This is a genomic window from Pseudomonas sp. LBUM1678, assembly GCF_059695575.1.
Genome location: NZ_CP166775.1, coordinates 3,279,431 through 3,294,255 on the forward strand (window position 1 = coordinate 3,279,431; position 14,825 = coordinate 3,294,255).

The window sequence follows — 14,825 nt, forward strand, 5'->3', positions numbered from 1 at the left end:
TGCATTCCCCTGCGGGAGCTAGCCTGCTAGCGATGGGGGCAGTACAGACGCCAGCAAGACCCAAGCTGATCCATGGTGTAAGCTCTCGGGCTATTCGGAATTGACCCTTTGCGAGCCCTATGCCGTCGCTTTTCAAACGCTCTCTGCTGCCTAAACTGCGCAGTTTTCCGCTGACCGCCGATGCCGTCACCATTCTTTCCGGCGCTGCCGAGTTCCGTCGTTGCCTGCTGGAAAAAATCGCCAGTGCCACCCAGCGCATCTATATCGTCGCGCTGTACCTGCAACAGGACGAGGCCGGTCAGGAAATCCTTGATGCCTTGCACGCCGCCAAACTGGCGCGTCCGGAGCTGGACGTGGTTGTGGTGGTGGACTGGCTGCGCGCCCAGCGCGGCTTGATCGGTGCCGGCAAACAACCGGGCAACTCGGCCTGGTATCAAGAGGCGACGCGCACTCACGCCAGTGAAGTGCCGGTGTACGGCGTGCCGGTGCAGACCCGGGAGCTGTTCGGCGTGCTGCATTTGAAAGGCTTCGTGATCGATGACTGCGTGATCTACAGCGGCGCGAGCCTGAATAACGTTTACCTGCACAAGTTCGACAAGTACCGCTACGACCGTTATCACCTGCTGCAGAACCACGCGCTGGCCGATTCAATGCAGCACCTGATCCAGCATGGCCTGGTCGCCTCCAAAGCGGTGCATCGTCTCGACCTGCCGAATCTGCCGACCACCCGCAGCCTGCGCAACGACATCGGCGATTTGCGCAGCCGCCTCAAGCACGCGACGTACGACACCACGGCCGGCAGCACGGCGAAGGGCGGTTTGTCGGTGAGCCCGTTGCTGGGCGTGGGCAAGAACAACCCGTTAAGCCGGGTGATCTGCGAATTGATCGCCAGTGCCCAGCATCAGCTGACCATTTGCACGCCGTACTTCAACCTGCCGCTGGCGGTGACCCGGGAAATCAACCGGGCGCTGGGCCGTGGTGTGAAGATCGATATCGTGGTCGGCGACAAGACCGCGAATGACTTCTTCATCCCGCCGAGCGAGCCGTTCAAGGTGATCGCGGCGCTGCCGTATCTCTACGAGATCAGCCTGCGGCGCTTCGCCAAACGGCATCAGCACAGCATCGACAGCGGCAAGCTCAACCTGCATCTGTGGAAGGACGGTGACAACACCTATCACCTCAAAGGCATGTGGATCGACAAGCGCTACACCTTGCTGACCGGTAATAACCTGAATCCACGGGCGTTCCGTCTCGATCTGGAAAACGCGCTGCTGATCGACGATCCGAAGGGCGAACTGCTGGAACCGCGCAGTAAAGAACTGGGCGAGATTTTCCAGAACACCACGCGCATCCAGCGTTATCAGGACCTGGAAACCCTGCTGGAATACCCGGCGGCGGTGGCCAAGTTCCTCAAGCGTGTCAGTCGGGTGCGGATCGAGCGGTTGCTCTATCGCATTCTGTAAGGCTCAGTGCTGCCGGGGCTGTGGCCACACCGCCACCAGCAGCAATAGCCCGGCAGCCACCAGATAGGGCAGGCGCGGTTCAATGTCGTAGATCAACGTCGCCGCCAACGGTCCGATGACCACGCCAAAGCCCTGCGCGGCGCCAATGGAACCGGCGGTGGCGCCTTGTTCCGAGGCGTCGACCGCGTTGGCCGCCAGGGCGGCGAACGACGGAAAAATCAGCCCCATCCCGCCCGCCGACACGAAAAAGCACAGCCACAAACCCCACGCGGTATCCGCCAGGATGCTGCCGGCAAAGCCCACGGCCGCCACCAGTGCGCCCGCGCGAATCAGCCGCAGCGGCGGCCATTCGAGCCGACGCACCACCAATTGCGAACAGATCAGTGCGAACCCGACCATGGTCAAGGCGATGCCAGCGGTTTGCGCGGCGTCGGCCGGGCTCATGCCGAGCCTGTCGAGGGCGAAGAAGCCAACGGTGATCTGCGCAATCGACACGCACAGCATCGCCACAAACGCGACCGCCATCGGCCGACGCAGTCGTGGATCGTTCAGATGAACCTTGCGCGGCGCTTGCCGTAGATGCAGTTCCTGACCTTTGAGCTTGTAGCGCAGCACCACGAACGCCAGCAACGGCAGGATCGCCATGGCGTAAAACGGCAAGCTCAGGCTGAAGCGTGACAACAACGCCGCAATCGCCGGGCCGATCACCAGGCCGCAGGCGTTGGCCGCGCCAAGGGCAGCCATGGCTTTGGCGCGGTGTTGCGGTTCGATGTTGTCGGCGATCAGCGCGTTGCCACCCACCGGAATCGCCGCATAGAACACGCCGATCAGGCCGCGTCCGATCATCAACCCGATAAACCCCAACAGCGCTGACGGCAGAAACCGCAACGAGGCATCGATGAACAGGCACAAGGCCCAATAGGCGAGGGTGAAACCGGCCGTGGCGATCAGCAGAATCCGTCGCCGGCCATAGCGATCACTGGCCTGGCCCCAGGGGCGGGCAAGCAACATCCAGATCACCCCGGACACCGTCACCGCCGCGCCGGCCTGCCAGGTGGCCAGGCCCAACACCCGGGCGATCGGCCCGATCAGGGAAACGAACGCCATCATCGACATGGAACAGGCCATGTTGGCGACCATGAGTGGGCGCAGGTCGAAGGCAGGGGTGGTCATGGGTGAGTCTTCCGTGAGCTTTTGTTATTGGCGGGGGATGTTAGCGCGGGTTATGTGCAAGGCAGGAGGAATATTGGTGAGCGTGATAATGTCTTCGCGGGCAAGCCTCGCTCCTACAGGGGAATGCGATCAACTGTAGGAGCGAGGCTTGCCCGCGAAGAGGCCCGCACAGACGCTAAAAAAACGTCAATTCAAACCCAGCTTCCCACGCAAAGTGGACAGATCCTCAGCCAACGTATTCACCGGCCCAACCAACGCCTTCCGATCATTCTCTTTCACCTTGTCATACGTCTCAAAACCGCCATCTTTGGTTTTGTACTTCGCCAGAATCGTGTTCACGCTGGCGAAGTTCTTGTCGACCTTGGCAATAAACGCCGCGTCCTGCTTTTCAATCTGCGGACGGAACAGGTCGACGATTTTCTTCGCACCGTCGATGTTGCCCTGGAAGTCATACAGGTCGGTGTGGCTGTAGCGATCTTCTTCACCGGAGATCTTGGTGGCCGCCACTTCTTCCAGCAGCGCAGCGGCGCCGCCTACCACTTTTTCAGGCGGGAAGGTCAGGCCGGCAACGCGGGTTTGCAGGTCTTTGACGTCTTTGTTCAAGCCATCGGCCAGTTCATCGAGGCCCTGGGTGCTGTTTTCCGAGAACAGCGAATATTCGATGCGGTGGAAACCGGTGAAGTCTTCGGCCTTCACACCTTTTTCGTGGTCATCCACCCGCGAATCGATGGAGGCGTCCAAGTCACTGAACAGCTCGGCAATCGGCTCGATCGACTCGTAGTAAACCCGGGTCGGCGCATAGAGTTTTTTGGTGGTGGCCAAGTCACCTTTTTTCACCGCATCGGTGAATTGTTGGGTGTGGCTGGCCAGCTCATCCAGTTGCTCGGTGACGTAGATTTTGTAGTCCGAAATCGGCTGTACCAGCTCCAGCGGAGCCGTCGCCGCGAAAGCCGAAAGCGGGGTATTGAGCAAGCCAAGGGTCAGCAATAACGCGAGTGGCGACTTTTTCATGGGACGGTTCCGTTGGGGGTTGATCAGGTGTTGGTTTTTGGTGAGGTGGCGTCAAGCAGCGAGCGACCGATGAAGTCCTTGTCGCCCGTCACACCCGGCAGGGTGAAGAAGTAACCGCCGCCGACCGGTTTGAGGTATTCCTCCAACGGCTCGCCGTTAAGTCGGGTCTGCACGGTGATAAAGCCTTTTTCCAGATCGGCCTGGTAGCAGATGAACAGCAAGCCCATGTCCAATTGCCCGTTCTTGTTCACGCCGTTGGAATAGTTGAACGGCCGCCGCAGGATCAGGTTGGCCTGGGTCGCGGTGGTGCGCGGGTTGGCCAGGCGGATATGCGCGTCGAGTTTGGTCAGCTTGCCTTCCGGGTCATTGGCATAGTCCGGGACCTGGGTTTCATGCGCTCCGCCCATGGGCGCGCCGGTGCTTTTGATGCGTCCGAGAATACTTTCCTGTTCCTGCAAGGGCGTACGGTCCCAGCGCTCGACGAAGTTGCGGATGATCCGCACCGCCTGGTAGCTGCCATTGGCCGCCCACGCCGGTTCGTCACTGCCCGGTTGCACCCAGACGAGGCTGTCCATGGCCTTGGCGTCGTTGGAATCCGGGTTCGCCGAGCCGTCGCGAAAACCGAGAAAATTGCGCGCGCTCTGCGCCGGCACACCGGGTTTCGCCGGGGCCTGGGGCGGTACGCTGCCTTCCTGTTTCCAGCGCACCAGCAGCAGGTCCGGCAGGTTTTTCACGATGTCGCGCAGGGCGTGGATGTTGGTGTCGGTGGTGTTGGCGCAGAACTGCAAGCTCAGGTCGCCGTGGCAGCAATTGGCTTCCAGCGCATCGTTGGGAAAACCGACCATGCGCATCAGCCGTTTCGGTTTGGCGGCGGCCAGGCCGAAGCGCTCGTCGAACAGCGACTCGCCCACCGACACGGTGATGGTCAGGTTGTCCGGCGTGACCACCGGGCCGAGAATTCCCGAATCCACTGGCGGCAGTTTTGGATCGACTTGAGCCACCGGGCCGCCCTGCATCAGGAACGCGATACGTTCGTTGAGGGTGCGGAACAGACGCTCCAGGTCTTCGCGATCACTGGCCAGCACATCAAACGACACCAGCATGCCGGACGCCGGGCGCGGGGTGACGATGCCGGTCTGGTGCTTGCCGTGGAACGCGTGGCGGTCTTCGGTCTTGTCGCTGCTTGGCGCTTCGGTGACTTGCGCGGGGCTCGCGGCCATTGCGGGGCAGCTCAACGCCGTGCCCGCCAATGCCACGCCTGCGGCACCCATGCCCATCAATACGCGGCGACGCTGGAGGTTGAAGTGTTCTGAATCGTTCATCGGTTTGGGTCTTCTGCTTAAAGGCCGGAAAGGCCAAGGGCGGGATCGATTCCATCGAGTGCATCGGCCAGCGCCTTGGCCTTGTCGGCGATCTGCTTACGCTGTTCGGCGCTCACCGTGTCGTAGCTCGCGTAGCCGTCCTTGACCTTGAGGCCATTGAGTTCGGCGTCGAGGGCGGTGACAGCGCTGTCGATGCTCGGCAACAGCACAGCGGCGGATTTGGTCAGCAACGGGCGCAACAGGTCGACGACTTTGCGGGCGGCAAAGAGGTTGCCGGCGAAACCGTTCAAGTCGGTGTGGCTGTAGCGTTCTTCTTCACCGCTGCTGGCACGTACATCGGCGAGGCTGTGGAAATTGCGCGCGACAATGCTCACCAGTTGCTCCGGTGGCAGCGACTGGGCGAGCAGTTGCTGTTTGAGTGTGGAGACATCGCTCTTCAGACGCTGGGCAACCGGCGTCATACCGTCAAGGTTGCGTTGCTGGAACAGCGCGTATTCGATCCGGTGGAAACCGCTGAAGGCCGGATCCTGTTCGCGTTTCTCGAAGTAATCGGCGCGGGCGTTGATGGCGTTGTCCAGTTGGGCCAGGCGCTGGGCGGCCGGGGCGATCCGTTGATAGGCCGCTCGAGCGGGCACATACAGCGCTTGTGCCTGGCTCAGGTCACCGGCCGTGATCGCTTGCTCAAGTGCGTTGACCGCTTTGATCAGCGCGCTGCCCTGGCTGCTCAGGTACACCCGGAACTCCGACAATGGCCCCACGAACGCGACCATTGACGGTTTGGCCTTGGCCGCCGCTTCGGAAGCAGCCGTCGGGGTCACGTGCAAGGTGCCGCGCGGGTTGCTCAGCAGTCCGCAGGTGATCGCGTAGTCACCAGCCAACAGGTTGGCATTGATCACCTGACTCAGGCCCGGCGCGATGTTTTCCCGTTCTTCGACCACCAGCACGCCGTCGAGAATTTCCCACTCCACCGCCCGGTCCGAGCGATTGACGATGCGGAAACTGGCTTGGCCGGCCGGAACGGTCAGCGCATTCGGCTCGCAGCTGTGAGAGTGAATGGTCACTACGACTTCGTCATGATTGGTCTGGCGCTTGGCCGCCGCCATTTTCGAGGCGTAGTAGAACAGGCCACCGGCGGCGATCATCACGATCACCGAACCGGCCACCGCCCAGCGCAAGGCGCGGGGAGGCGAGGCCTGGGGAGGGGCTTGATTTGGCATGGGTGCCCTTACTGGCTGGAAACGGAAGAAGGTTGTTCGGCGGGTGCCGGACAGGTAGCCGGAACCGGGTAAAAAAACATCACCAGCGCCACCACCAGATAAATCAGATACGCCCCGAGGGTGCTGACCGTCGGCGCGTCCTGGTAACCGAACATGCCGGCCAGCACCGAGCCCACCGGGCCATCCATCGGTAGCGTCGCACTGAAGTCGAACAGCACGGTTTGCAGCTGATTCCACACTCCGGCTTCATGCAGGGCCTGCACCGAGTTGGCGAGAATGCCGGCCGCCACCACCAGGATGAAAAGCCCGGTCCAGCGGAAGAACGCGCCGAGGTTCAAGCGCATGCTGCCGGTGTAGATGAGGAAGCCGACGATGATCGCCAGGATCAGGCCGAGGAGGGCACCGATCGGTGCCGCCGGGCCTTCGCTCTGCTGGAACACGGCGAGCAGGAAGAACACCGTTTCCAGGCCTTCACGGGCCACAGCGAAAAACACCATGGCGATCAGTGCGATCACTTGATGCCTGGAGCCAGTCAGCGCGTGATCGAGGGAGACGTGCAGCGAGTGCTTGATCGAACGCGCCACTTTGCGCATCCAGAACACCATGGAGCTGAGAATGCCGACGGCCACCAGGCCGACCACGCCTTCAAACAGTTCCTGTTGTTTCTGCGGAAATTCAGCGCTGACCAGCTCCAGACCACCGCCCACCAGCAGGGCCAGCGCCACGGCGAGGAACACACCGATCCACACGGCCGGCATCCACTGGCCACGGCCGGTCTGTTTGAGGTAGCTGGCGATGATGCCAACGATCAACGCGGCTTCAATGCCTTCGCGCAGCATGATCAGAAAAGGAACAAGCATTCAGCACCGTCTCGGAATTAGATAGGGTGCTAATTTGTAACATAATGACACTCATTCCCAAATGGCATTCATTGGCATTTACCTGAACGTAAGCTGAACAACCCTGAATATCCCCCGATACCCTGTAGGAGTGAGCCTGCTCGCGATAGCGGTCTTACATTCAACATCCATGTTGACTGACAGGTCCTCATCGCGAGCAGGCTCACTCCTACAGGGTTCTGCATCAAGCTGACGGCTGCGCTAAGATGCCGGCACTCAACCAAGAACAAGGCCCACCCCGCTCAATGTCGGAAAAAGACACCATCGCGATTCAACTGGTGCGCGAAGCACTGTTGCAAAGCTGCGCCCCCGGAGCCGCCACCGACGAGGTGTTGAACAAGGTCGGCATCGATCCGGCGCTGCTGCAAACCAACAATGCCCGGGTTCCGGCCACCGCCTATGCACGCTTATGGCGTTTACTGGCCCGGCGCGGGGATGATGAGTTTTTTGGCATGGACCCGCGCAAGCTCAAATCCGGCAGTCTTGAGTTTCTGTGTCGCAGCTCGATGATCCAGCCGAGCCTGGCGGCCGGCCTTACGTCTGGCTTGAGCTTTCTGTCGTTGATGCTTGAACACATGCCGGCGCAGCTGGTTCGTCAGCAAAGCCTGGCGGAGATTGTGTTGCTGGAAGACGATCAGGACCCGCGCCGCGCCTTCACGTATTTCACTTACTGGATGATCGTTCACGGCGTTGCCTGTTGGCTGGCAGGGCGGCGCATACCTATTCTGGCCATCGAATTGCGCTGCCCGGCGCCGGATTTCTGCGATGACTATCAGGTGATGTTCTCCGAGAACCTGCGTTTCGACCGGCCACGCACGCGGATGATTTTCTCGGCAGATTGCCTGGACCTGCCGATCAAACGCAGCACTGAAGAGCTCAAGCGGTTTCTGGCCCATGCGCCGGCGAATATTCTGGTCAAGTACCGTGACCTCGAGAGCCTGGCGAGCCGGATCAAACATGATTTGCGCCAGTTGCCCGCTGAACAGTGGCCGGAGACCGAACCTTTGGCGCAGCAACTGTGCATGTCGGCTTCGACCTTGCGCCGGCGGCTGGCTGAAGAAGGGCAGACCTACCAAGGGCTCAAGGACAGCGTGCGCAAGGAGTTGGCGATTGTGTGGCTGGCCGAGCCGCATATCAGCTTCGCCGAAATCGCTACGCGGTTGGGGTTTGCTGATGCCAGTTCGTTTTATAAGGCGTTTCGCAAGTGGTCGGGGTCCAATCCTGGGCATTACCGGAGTTTGATCCTCAACGAAGCCCACTGATCCGGATTTGTTGGTGTTGCAGCCGGCCTCATCGCGAGCAGGCTCACTCCCACAGTGGATCTGTGGCGTACAAAAATCCCTGTGGGAGATTCTATGTTGCAGGGGAACCCTGCAGCCTCAAATTCGGCTGGTATTCGCTCTGGTTTTTCATGAGCGCGAATGCCACCCGGCACAGCTTGCGGGCGAGAATGACCAGGGCTTGGGTTTTTGCCAAGCCTCTGGCCAGGTAGGACTCATAGTACGGTTTCCAAGTGGGGGACCGACATGCCGCCATTGCCGCGTTGTGAGCCAGGCGCCGTATCTCCGTATCGCCTTTTTTGCTCAGGTGACGTGGGCCGTTCTTTTTCCCGGAATCTCTTGCTCTCAAGTCCATCCCCAAAAAGGCAATGAACGCATCGCCACTGACGAATTGGCCACGCATGAACGCGGTCGCCAAGCCAATAGCAGTAAGATCACCAATCCCCTCAATGGCTTTGCAACGCTTGATGTTTTCGGTGATCCCCGCTTCTTTGCTGACTTTGTGCAGTAACTTCTGAATGACCTGCTCAGCTTGTTTGAAGGACTTCAACTGCTGGGCCAACTCCTCTTTCAGAAGCGGTTCGCTCGACCAGCTCAACGTGATCCCCACACGCACGTTGATGAGTTCTGCGCGTCTATGCAGCAGACTTTTCAATACTTTGTAGGCCTGCGGAGGTGGACTCCAGATGCGCAGCCGTTCCTGCTCGCTAGTCAGGTAACGCGCCAGCAAACGCGCATCACAAGGGTCGGTTTTCGCCCGCTGGCCAATGCTTTCGCGGTAGTGGCTCAGCCGATAAGCATCCACAACGTAAACCCGATGCCCCATTTCGTGGGCCAGCTCAACCGTGTCTAAGTGGTAAATGCTGGTAGCTTCCAGGGCAATTGAGCTTTGCGCAGGCAGCGTTTTGAGCCAACGGCCAAGAGTTTCCCGATCGTTGTTGATGGCTTGAGTGATTTTCAGGTCTTCGCGGTAAGCGACGATTTCGGCCTTGGCCACATCGATACCGATTACCGTTGGCGAGGTAAGGATTGTCATGACGAATCCTCGGAGCTAGGGTTTAGGTGCTTGTCGGGGTTTACCCTTGCGCTGGCTTGCCTCTATCGTCGGTTTTACCGATGAATTCCTTATCGGCGCTTTGGGTAGAAAGGGCGGGACGAGAAGTCTCCCACGGTCCGTACTGGCTAGAGTCGGAATCGAGCTTTTAGTCCCGCCCACCCCTTCAAGTCTAAACATACAAGCGAGCCTGCTCGCGATGAGGCCCGCAAAGGCACCACACCTCCTGAACCTTGGCCAAACCAGTCAGACAATTTGATAGCTTTGACCATTGCCCCGATCCTCGCGCGGGGCGAGTATTTCTGTGGTTTTTACGGTTCCCCCAACCTAATAAAAATACAGAGGGATTCTGGCAATGCGCGATTACTTGTCTGCCACGTCACAGTTCAATTATCAGCACACCGTCGACGCCGCACTTGCGGGTGATTTGACTGCCCTCAACGCCTGCGTCGAGTGCTGCGACCGGCATGCCTTGCCGGGGCGCATTGCGCTGTTCTGGGAAGGCCGCGACGGCGCCAGCGCGACGTACACCTTCAGCGACCTTCAGGACAAAGCCGCGCGGTTTGCCAATTTCCTCCTGGCCCAGGGCGTGAAGAAAGGCGACAAGGTCGCCGGCCTGCTGCCACGTAACATCGAATTGCTGATCACCGTGTTCGCCACCTGGCGCATCGGCGCGGTCTATCAGCCGCTGTTCACCGCCTTCGGCCCGAAAGCCATCGAACACCGCCTCAGCTGCTCCGGTGCCAAAGTGGTGGTCACCGACGCGGTCAATCGCTCCAAACTCGATGAAGTCGCCGACTGCCCGACCCTCGTCACTGTCGCCGGTCCAAAGGGCCAAGGCATCGTCCGTGGCGATTACAGCTTCTGGGCCGAACTGGCCAATTATCCCTCCGAGTGTGAACCGGTGTTGCTGACCGGCGAAGACCCGTTCCTGCTGATGTTCACCTCGGGCACCACCGGCCCGTCGAAAGCCTTGTCCGTTCCGCTCAAGGCCATCGTCGCATTCCAGAGCTACACCCGCGACGCCGTGGACCTGCGTCCCGAAGACGCGTTCTGGAACGTGGCGGATCCGGGCTGGGCTTATGGCATCTATTTTGGCGTCACCGGGCCGATGGCGATGGGGCATCCGATCACCTTTTACGACGGCCCGTTCACCCTCGAAAGTACCTGCCGGGTGATCAACAAATACGGGATCACCAACCTCACTGGCTCACCGACCGCGTACCGCTTGCTGATTGCCGGGGGGGACGAATTCGCCCGCTCGATCAAGGGCAAGCTGCGCATTGTCAGCAGCGCCGGCGAGCCGCTGAACCCGGAAGTGATCCGCTGGTTTGCCGACAACCTCGGCGTGGTCATTCACGACCATTACGGCCAGACCGAACTGGGCATGGTCCTGTGCAATCACCACGGCATTGAACACCCGATCCACATGGGCGCCGCCGGTTTTGCTTCGCCGGGCCACCGCATCGTGGTGCTCGACGACGAATACAAAGAACTTGGCGTCGGTCAGCCAGGCATCCTGGCCATCGACCGCACCCAGTCGCCGATGTGCTGGTTCGCCGGTTATGAAGGCGCGCCAACCAAAGCGTTCGTCGGCAACTATTACCTGAGCGGCGACACCGTCGAGTGGAACCCGGACGGCAGCATCAGCTTCGTCGGCCGTAGCGATGACGTGATCACTACTTCCGGCTATCGCGTGGGCCCGTTCGACGTGGAAAGCGCGCTGATCGAACACCCGGCGGTGGTCGAAGCGGCCGTGGTCGGCAAACCCGATCCGGAGCGCACCGAGTTGGTCAAAGCCTTTGTCGTGCTCAGCGCGCAATACCGCGCCGCGCCGGAACTGGCCGAAGAGCTGCGCCAACATGTGCGCAAGCGTCTGGCCGCGCATTCATACCCGCGTGAAATCGAATTTGTCAGCGAGTTGCCGAAAACCCCAAGCGGCAAATTGCAGCGCTTTATCTTGCGCAACCAGGAAATCGCCAAGGCTCAAGAGGCCGCCGCGAAGAACGTTAAAGCTTGAATCAAGGACACAATGATGCAGATCGAAAACAAGGTTTTTCTCGTCACCGGCGGTGCGTCGGGCCTCGGTGCAGCCACCGCTGAAATGCTGGTGGCGGCCGGCGCCAAAGTGATGCTGGTGGACATGAACGCCGAAGCCGTTGCGGCCCAGGCTGAACGTCTTGGCGCACAAAGCGTGGTGGCCGACATCAGCGACGAAGCCGCCGCCGAAGCCGCGGTGCAGGCGACGGTGAAAGCCTTCGGCGGCCTTAACGGGCTGGTCAACTGCGCCGGCATCGTGCGTGGTGAGAAGATCCTCGGCAAGAACGGCCCGCACGCGCTGGCCAGTTTCAGCCAGGTGATCAACGTCAACCTGATCGGCAGCTTCAATATGCTGCGTCTGGCGTCGGCGGCCATCGCCGAAACCGAAGCGGATGCCGACGGCGAGCGCGGCGTGATCATCAACACCGCTTCGGCGGCGGCGTACGATGGCCAGATCGGCCAGGCTGCCTACGCCGCGTCCAAAGGCGCGATTGTCAGCCTGACGCTGCCCGCCGCCCGTGAACTGGCGCGCTTCGGCATCCGTGTGATGACCATCGCCCCCGGCATTTTCGAAACGCCGATGATGGCTGGCATGACCCCGGAAGTCCGCGCGTCCCTGGCGGCCGGCGTGCCCTTTCCGCCACGCCTGGGCAAACCGGGCGAGTATGCCGCGCTCGTCAGGCATATCATTGAAAACAGCATGCTCAATGGCGAGGTGATCCGTCTCGACGGTGCCTTGCGCATGGCCGCCAAGTAAGGAGATTTGTCATGACTATTGCCAACGATCCAATCGTAATCGTCAGCGCCGTCCGCACCCCGATGGGCGGTTTCCAGGGCGAACTGAAAAGCCTGACCGCACCGCAACTGGGTGCTGCCGCGATTCGTGCAGCGGTCGAACGCGCCGGTATCGCGCCTGAATCGGTCGAAGAAGTGCTGTTTGGCTGCGTACTGCCCGCAGGCCTCGGCCAGGCCCCGGCGCGGCAAGCCGCATTGGGTGCAGGGCTGGATAAATCGACCCGCTGCACCACCCTGAACAAAATGTGCGGCTCGGGCATGGAAGCGGCGATTCTGGCCCACGACATGCTCGTCGCCGGCAGCGCCGACGTGGTCGTTGCGGGCGGCATGGAAAGCATGTCCAACGCGCCGTATTTGCTGGACCGCGCCCGCAGCGGTTACCGCATGGGCCATGGTCGCGTGCTCGATTCGATGTTCCTCGACGGCCTGGAAGACGCCTACGACAAGGGCCGCCTGATGGGCACCTTCGCCGAGGACTGCGCCGAAACCAACGGTTTCAGCCGCGAAGCCCAGGACGCATTCGCCATTGCCTCGACCACCCGTGCGCAGCAAGCGATCAACGACGGCAGCTTCAAGGACGAGATCGTGCCGCTCACCGTGACCGTGGGCAAAGAGCAGGTTGTGATCAGCAACGATGAACAGCCGCCAAAAGCCAAACTGGACAAGATCACCTCGCTGAAACCGGCGTTCCGCGAGGGCGGTACGGTGACGGCGGCCAACTCCAGTTCGATCTCCGACGGTGCGGCGGCGTTGGTGCTGATGCGCCGTTCCGAAGCACAGAAACAAGGTCTGAAACCGCTGGCGGTGATCCATGGCCACGCCGCGTTTGCCGACACCCCGGGCCTGTTCCCGGTGGCGCCGGTGGGTGCGATCAAGAAGCTGATGAAGAAAACCGGCTGGTCCGTGGATGAAGTGGAGTTGTTCGAAGTCAACGAAGCGTTCGCCGTCGTCAGTCTCGTGACCATGACCAAACTGGAAATCCCCCACGAGAAGATCAACGTGCACGGCGGCGCTTGCGCCTTGGGTCACCCGATTGGTGCGTCTGGCGCGCGAATCCTTGTGACCTTGCTCTCGGCCTTGCGCCAGAAAGGCCTGAAACGCGGCGTTGCTGCGATCTGCATCGGCGGCGGCGAAGCCACGGCCATGGCCGTGGAATGCCTTTACTAGGCCAACCTCGCCCCTGTGGGAGCCAGCCTGCTGGCGATGACGGTGTGTCATAAAAGTAAACATTGACTGACACGACGCCATCGCCAGCAGGCTGGCTCCCACAGAGTTCTGTGTCGTACCCCGGATTTTAAGGATTCACCATGATTCCCAATGACGAACAACTTCAGATCAGCGACGCGGCCCGGCAATTCGCCCAGGAACGGCTGAAACCGTTCGCCGCCGAGTGGGACCGTGAGCATCGCTTTCCCAAGGAAGCCATCGGCGAGATGGCCGAACTGGGCTTCTTTGGCATGTTGGTGCCAGAAGAGTGGGGCGGTTGCGACACCGGCTACCTGGCCTACGCCATGGCCCTGGAAGAGATCGCGGCCGGTGATGGCGCCTGCTCGACCATCATGAGCGTTCACAACTCGGTGGGTTGCGTGCCGATCCTCAAGTACGGCAACGACGATCAGAAAGAACGTTTCCTCAAGCCCCTGGCCAGCGGTGCGATGCTCGGGGCCTTTGCCCTGACCGAACCGCAGGCCGGCTCCGACGCCAGCGGCTTGAAAACCCGCGCGCGTCTGGAAGGCGATCATTACGTGCTCAATGGCTGCAAGCAGTTCATCACCTCCGGGCAGAACGCCGGAGTGGTGATCGTGTTTGCCGTGACCGACCCGAGCGCCGGCAAGCGGGGTATCACGGCACTGATTGTGCCGACCGATTCGCCGGGCTACAAAGTCGCACGGGTCGAAGACAAACTCGGTCAGCACGCCTCCGACACCTGTCAGATCCTGTTCGAAGACGTGAAAGTGCCGGTGGCCAACCGATTGGGTGAGGAGGGCGAAGGTTACCGGATCGCCCTGGCTAACCTTGAAGGCGGCCGTGTCGGCATCGCCTCGCAATCGGTGGGCATGGCCCGCGCCGCGTTTGAGGCGGCCCGCGACTACGCCCGTGAGCGTGAGAGCTTCGGCAAGCCGATCATCGAACACCAGGCGGTCGCGTTCCGCCTGGCAGACATGGCAACGCAAATCGCCGTCGCGCGGCAAATGGTGCATTACGCCGCAGCACTGCGTGACAGCGGCAAACCAGCCCTGGTCGAAGCGTCCATGGCGAAACTGTTCGCCTCGGAAATGGCCGAAAAGGTCTGCTCCTCCGCGTTGCAAACCCTCGGCGGTTACGGTTACCTGAACGACTTCCCGCTGGAGCGGATCTACCGCGACGTGCGGGTTTGCCAGATCTACGAAGGCACCAGCGATATTCAGCGCATGGTTATTTCGCGCAATCTCTGAAAAGGACCTGTAGCAGCTGTCGAGTGAAACGAGGCTGCGAGCTTTTGATGTTGTTTTAACGAGCAAGATCAACAGCTCGCAGCCTCGTTTCACTCGACAGCTGCTACAGAGATCGAGCTTTTTGCAAAACAGGAGT

At 60.7% G+C, this 14,825-nt stretch carries 12 protein-coding genes; 6 read left to right on the forward strand and 6 right to left on the reverse strand.

Annotated elements, in window-relative coordinates; translation table 11 throughout:
* Positions 1 to 119: 119 nt before the first annotated feature.
* Entirely contained in the window at positions 120 to 1,463 is a 1,344-nt protein-coding gene (gene pssA / locus ACA070_RS15025) for a CDP-diacylglycerol--serine O-phosphatidyltransferase (RefSeq protein WP_497451806.1), read from the forward strand.
* A gap of 3 nt (positions 1,464 to 1,466) precedes the next feature.
* Here the strand turns inward: pssA and ACA070_RS15030 are convergent, their stop codons facing one another.
* The 5 genes from ACA070_RS15030 to efeU form a co-directional block, all read right to left on the reverse strand.
* Complete coding sequence (locus tag ACA070_RS15030) at positions 1,467 to 2,636, reverse strand: MFS transporter (RefSeq protein ID WP_461973767.1); 1,170 nt, start codon at positions 2,634 to 2,636, stop codon at positions 1,467 to 1,469.
* A 186-nt stretch (positions 2,637 to 2,822) separates the two neighbouring features.
* Positions 2,823 to 3,647 (reverse strand): iron uptake system protein EfeO, encoded by an 825-nt coding sequence (efeO, locus tag ACA070_RS15035; protein WP_497451807.1) that lies wholly within the window; start codon positions 3,645 to 3,647, stop codon positions 2,823 to 2,825.
* A 23-nt stretch (positions 3,648 to 3,670) separates the two neighbouring features.
* Positions 3,671 to 4,969 carry an iron uptake transporter deferrochelatase/peroxidase subunit gene (gene efeB / locus ACA070_RS15040; RefSeq protein WP_497451808.1) on the reverse strand — a complete coding sequence of 433 codons (1,299 nt, stop codon included), beginning with the start codon at positions 4,967 to 4,969 and terminating at the stop codon, positions 3,671 to 3,673.
* 17 nt (positions 4,970 to 4,986) lie between these two features.
* Positions 4,987 to 6,186 carry an iron uptake system protein EfeO gene (gene efeO, locus ACA070_RS15045; RefSeq protein WP_497451809.1) on the reverse strand — a complete coding sequence of 400 codons (1,200 nt, stop codon included), beginning with the start codon at positions 6,184 to 6,186 and terminating at the stop codon, positions 4,987 to 4,989.
* 8 nt (positions 6,187 to 6,194) lie between these two features.
* Positions 6,195 to 7,046, reverse strand: a complete 852-nt coding sequence (gene efeU / locus ACA070_RS15050) for an iron uptake transporter permease EfeU (RefSeq protein WP_497451810.1) — start codon at positions 7,044 to 7,046, stop codon at positions 6,195 to 6,197.
* 284 nt (positions 7,047 to 7,330) lie between these two features.
* Between efeU and ACA070_RS15055 the strand changes: the two genes are divergently transcribed.
* Positions 7,331 to 8,347 carry an AraC family transcriptional regulator gene (locus tag ACA070_RS15055; protein WP_497451811.1) on the forward strand — a complete coding sequence of 339 codons (1,017 nt, stop codon included), beginning with the start codon at positions 7,331 to 7,333 and terminating at the stop codon, positions 8,345 to 8,347.
* Between the two features lie 91 nt (positions 8,348 to 8,438).
* On the opposite strand, the gene ACA070_RS15060 is transcribed toward ACA070_RS15055, so the two are convergent.
* Complete coding sequence (locus ACA070_RS15060; RefSeq protein ID WP_497450301.1) at positions 8,439 to 9,401, reverse strand: IS110 family transposase; 963 nt, start codon at positions 9,399 to 9,401, stop codon at positions 8,439 to 8,441.
* A gap of 373 nt (positions 9,402 to 9,774) precedes the next feature.
* Between ACA070_RS15060 and ACA070_RS15065 the strand changes: the two genes are divergently transcribed.
* The 4 genes from ACA070_RS15065 to ACA070_RS15080 all read left to right on the forward strand — a co-directional run bounded on the left by ACA070_RS15065 (position 9,775) and on the right by ACA070_RS15080 (position 14,689).
* Entirely contained in the window at positions 9,775 to 11,439 is a 1,665-nt protein-coding gene (locus ACA070_RS15065) for an AMP-binding protein (protein WP_497451812.1), read from the forward strand.
* A 15-nt stretch (positions 11,440 to 11,454) separates the two neighbouring features.
* A complete protein-coding gene (locus ACA070_RS15070; protein WP_497451813.1) occupies positions 11,455 to 12,216 on the forward strand; it encodes an SDR family NAD(P)-dependent oxidoreductase in 762 nt (253 codons plus the stop codon).
* Positions 12,217 to 12,227: 11 nt separating this feature from the next.
* Positions 12,228 to 13,421, forward strand: coding sequence for an acetyl-CoA C-acyltransferase (locus tag ACA070_RS15075; RefSeq protein WP_497451814.1), 1,194 nt, complete (start codon positions 12,228 to 12,230; stop codon positions 13,419 to 13,421).
* 140 nt (positions 13,422 to 13,561) lie between these two features.
* Positions 13,562 to 14,689: an acyl-CoA dehydrogenase gene (locus ACA070_RS15080; RefSeq protein WP_109631727.1), complete on the forward strand. Its 1,128-nt coding sequence runs from the start codon at positions 13,562 to 13,564 to the stop codon at positions 14,687 to 14,689.
* Positions 14,690 to 14,825: the final 136 nt, after the last annotated feature.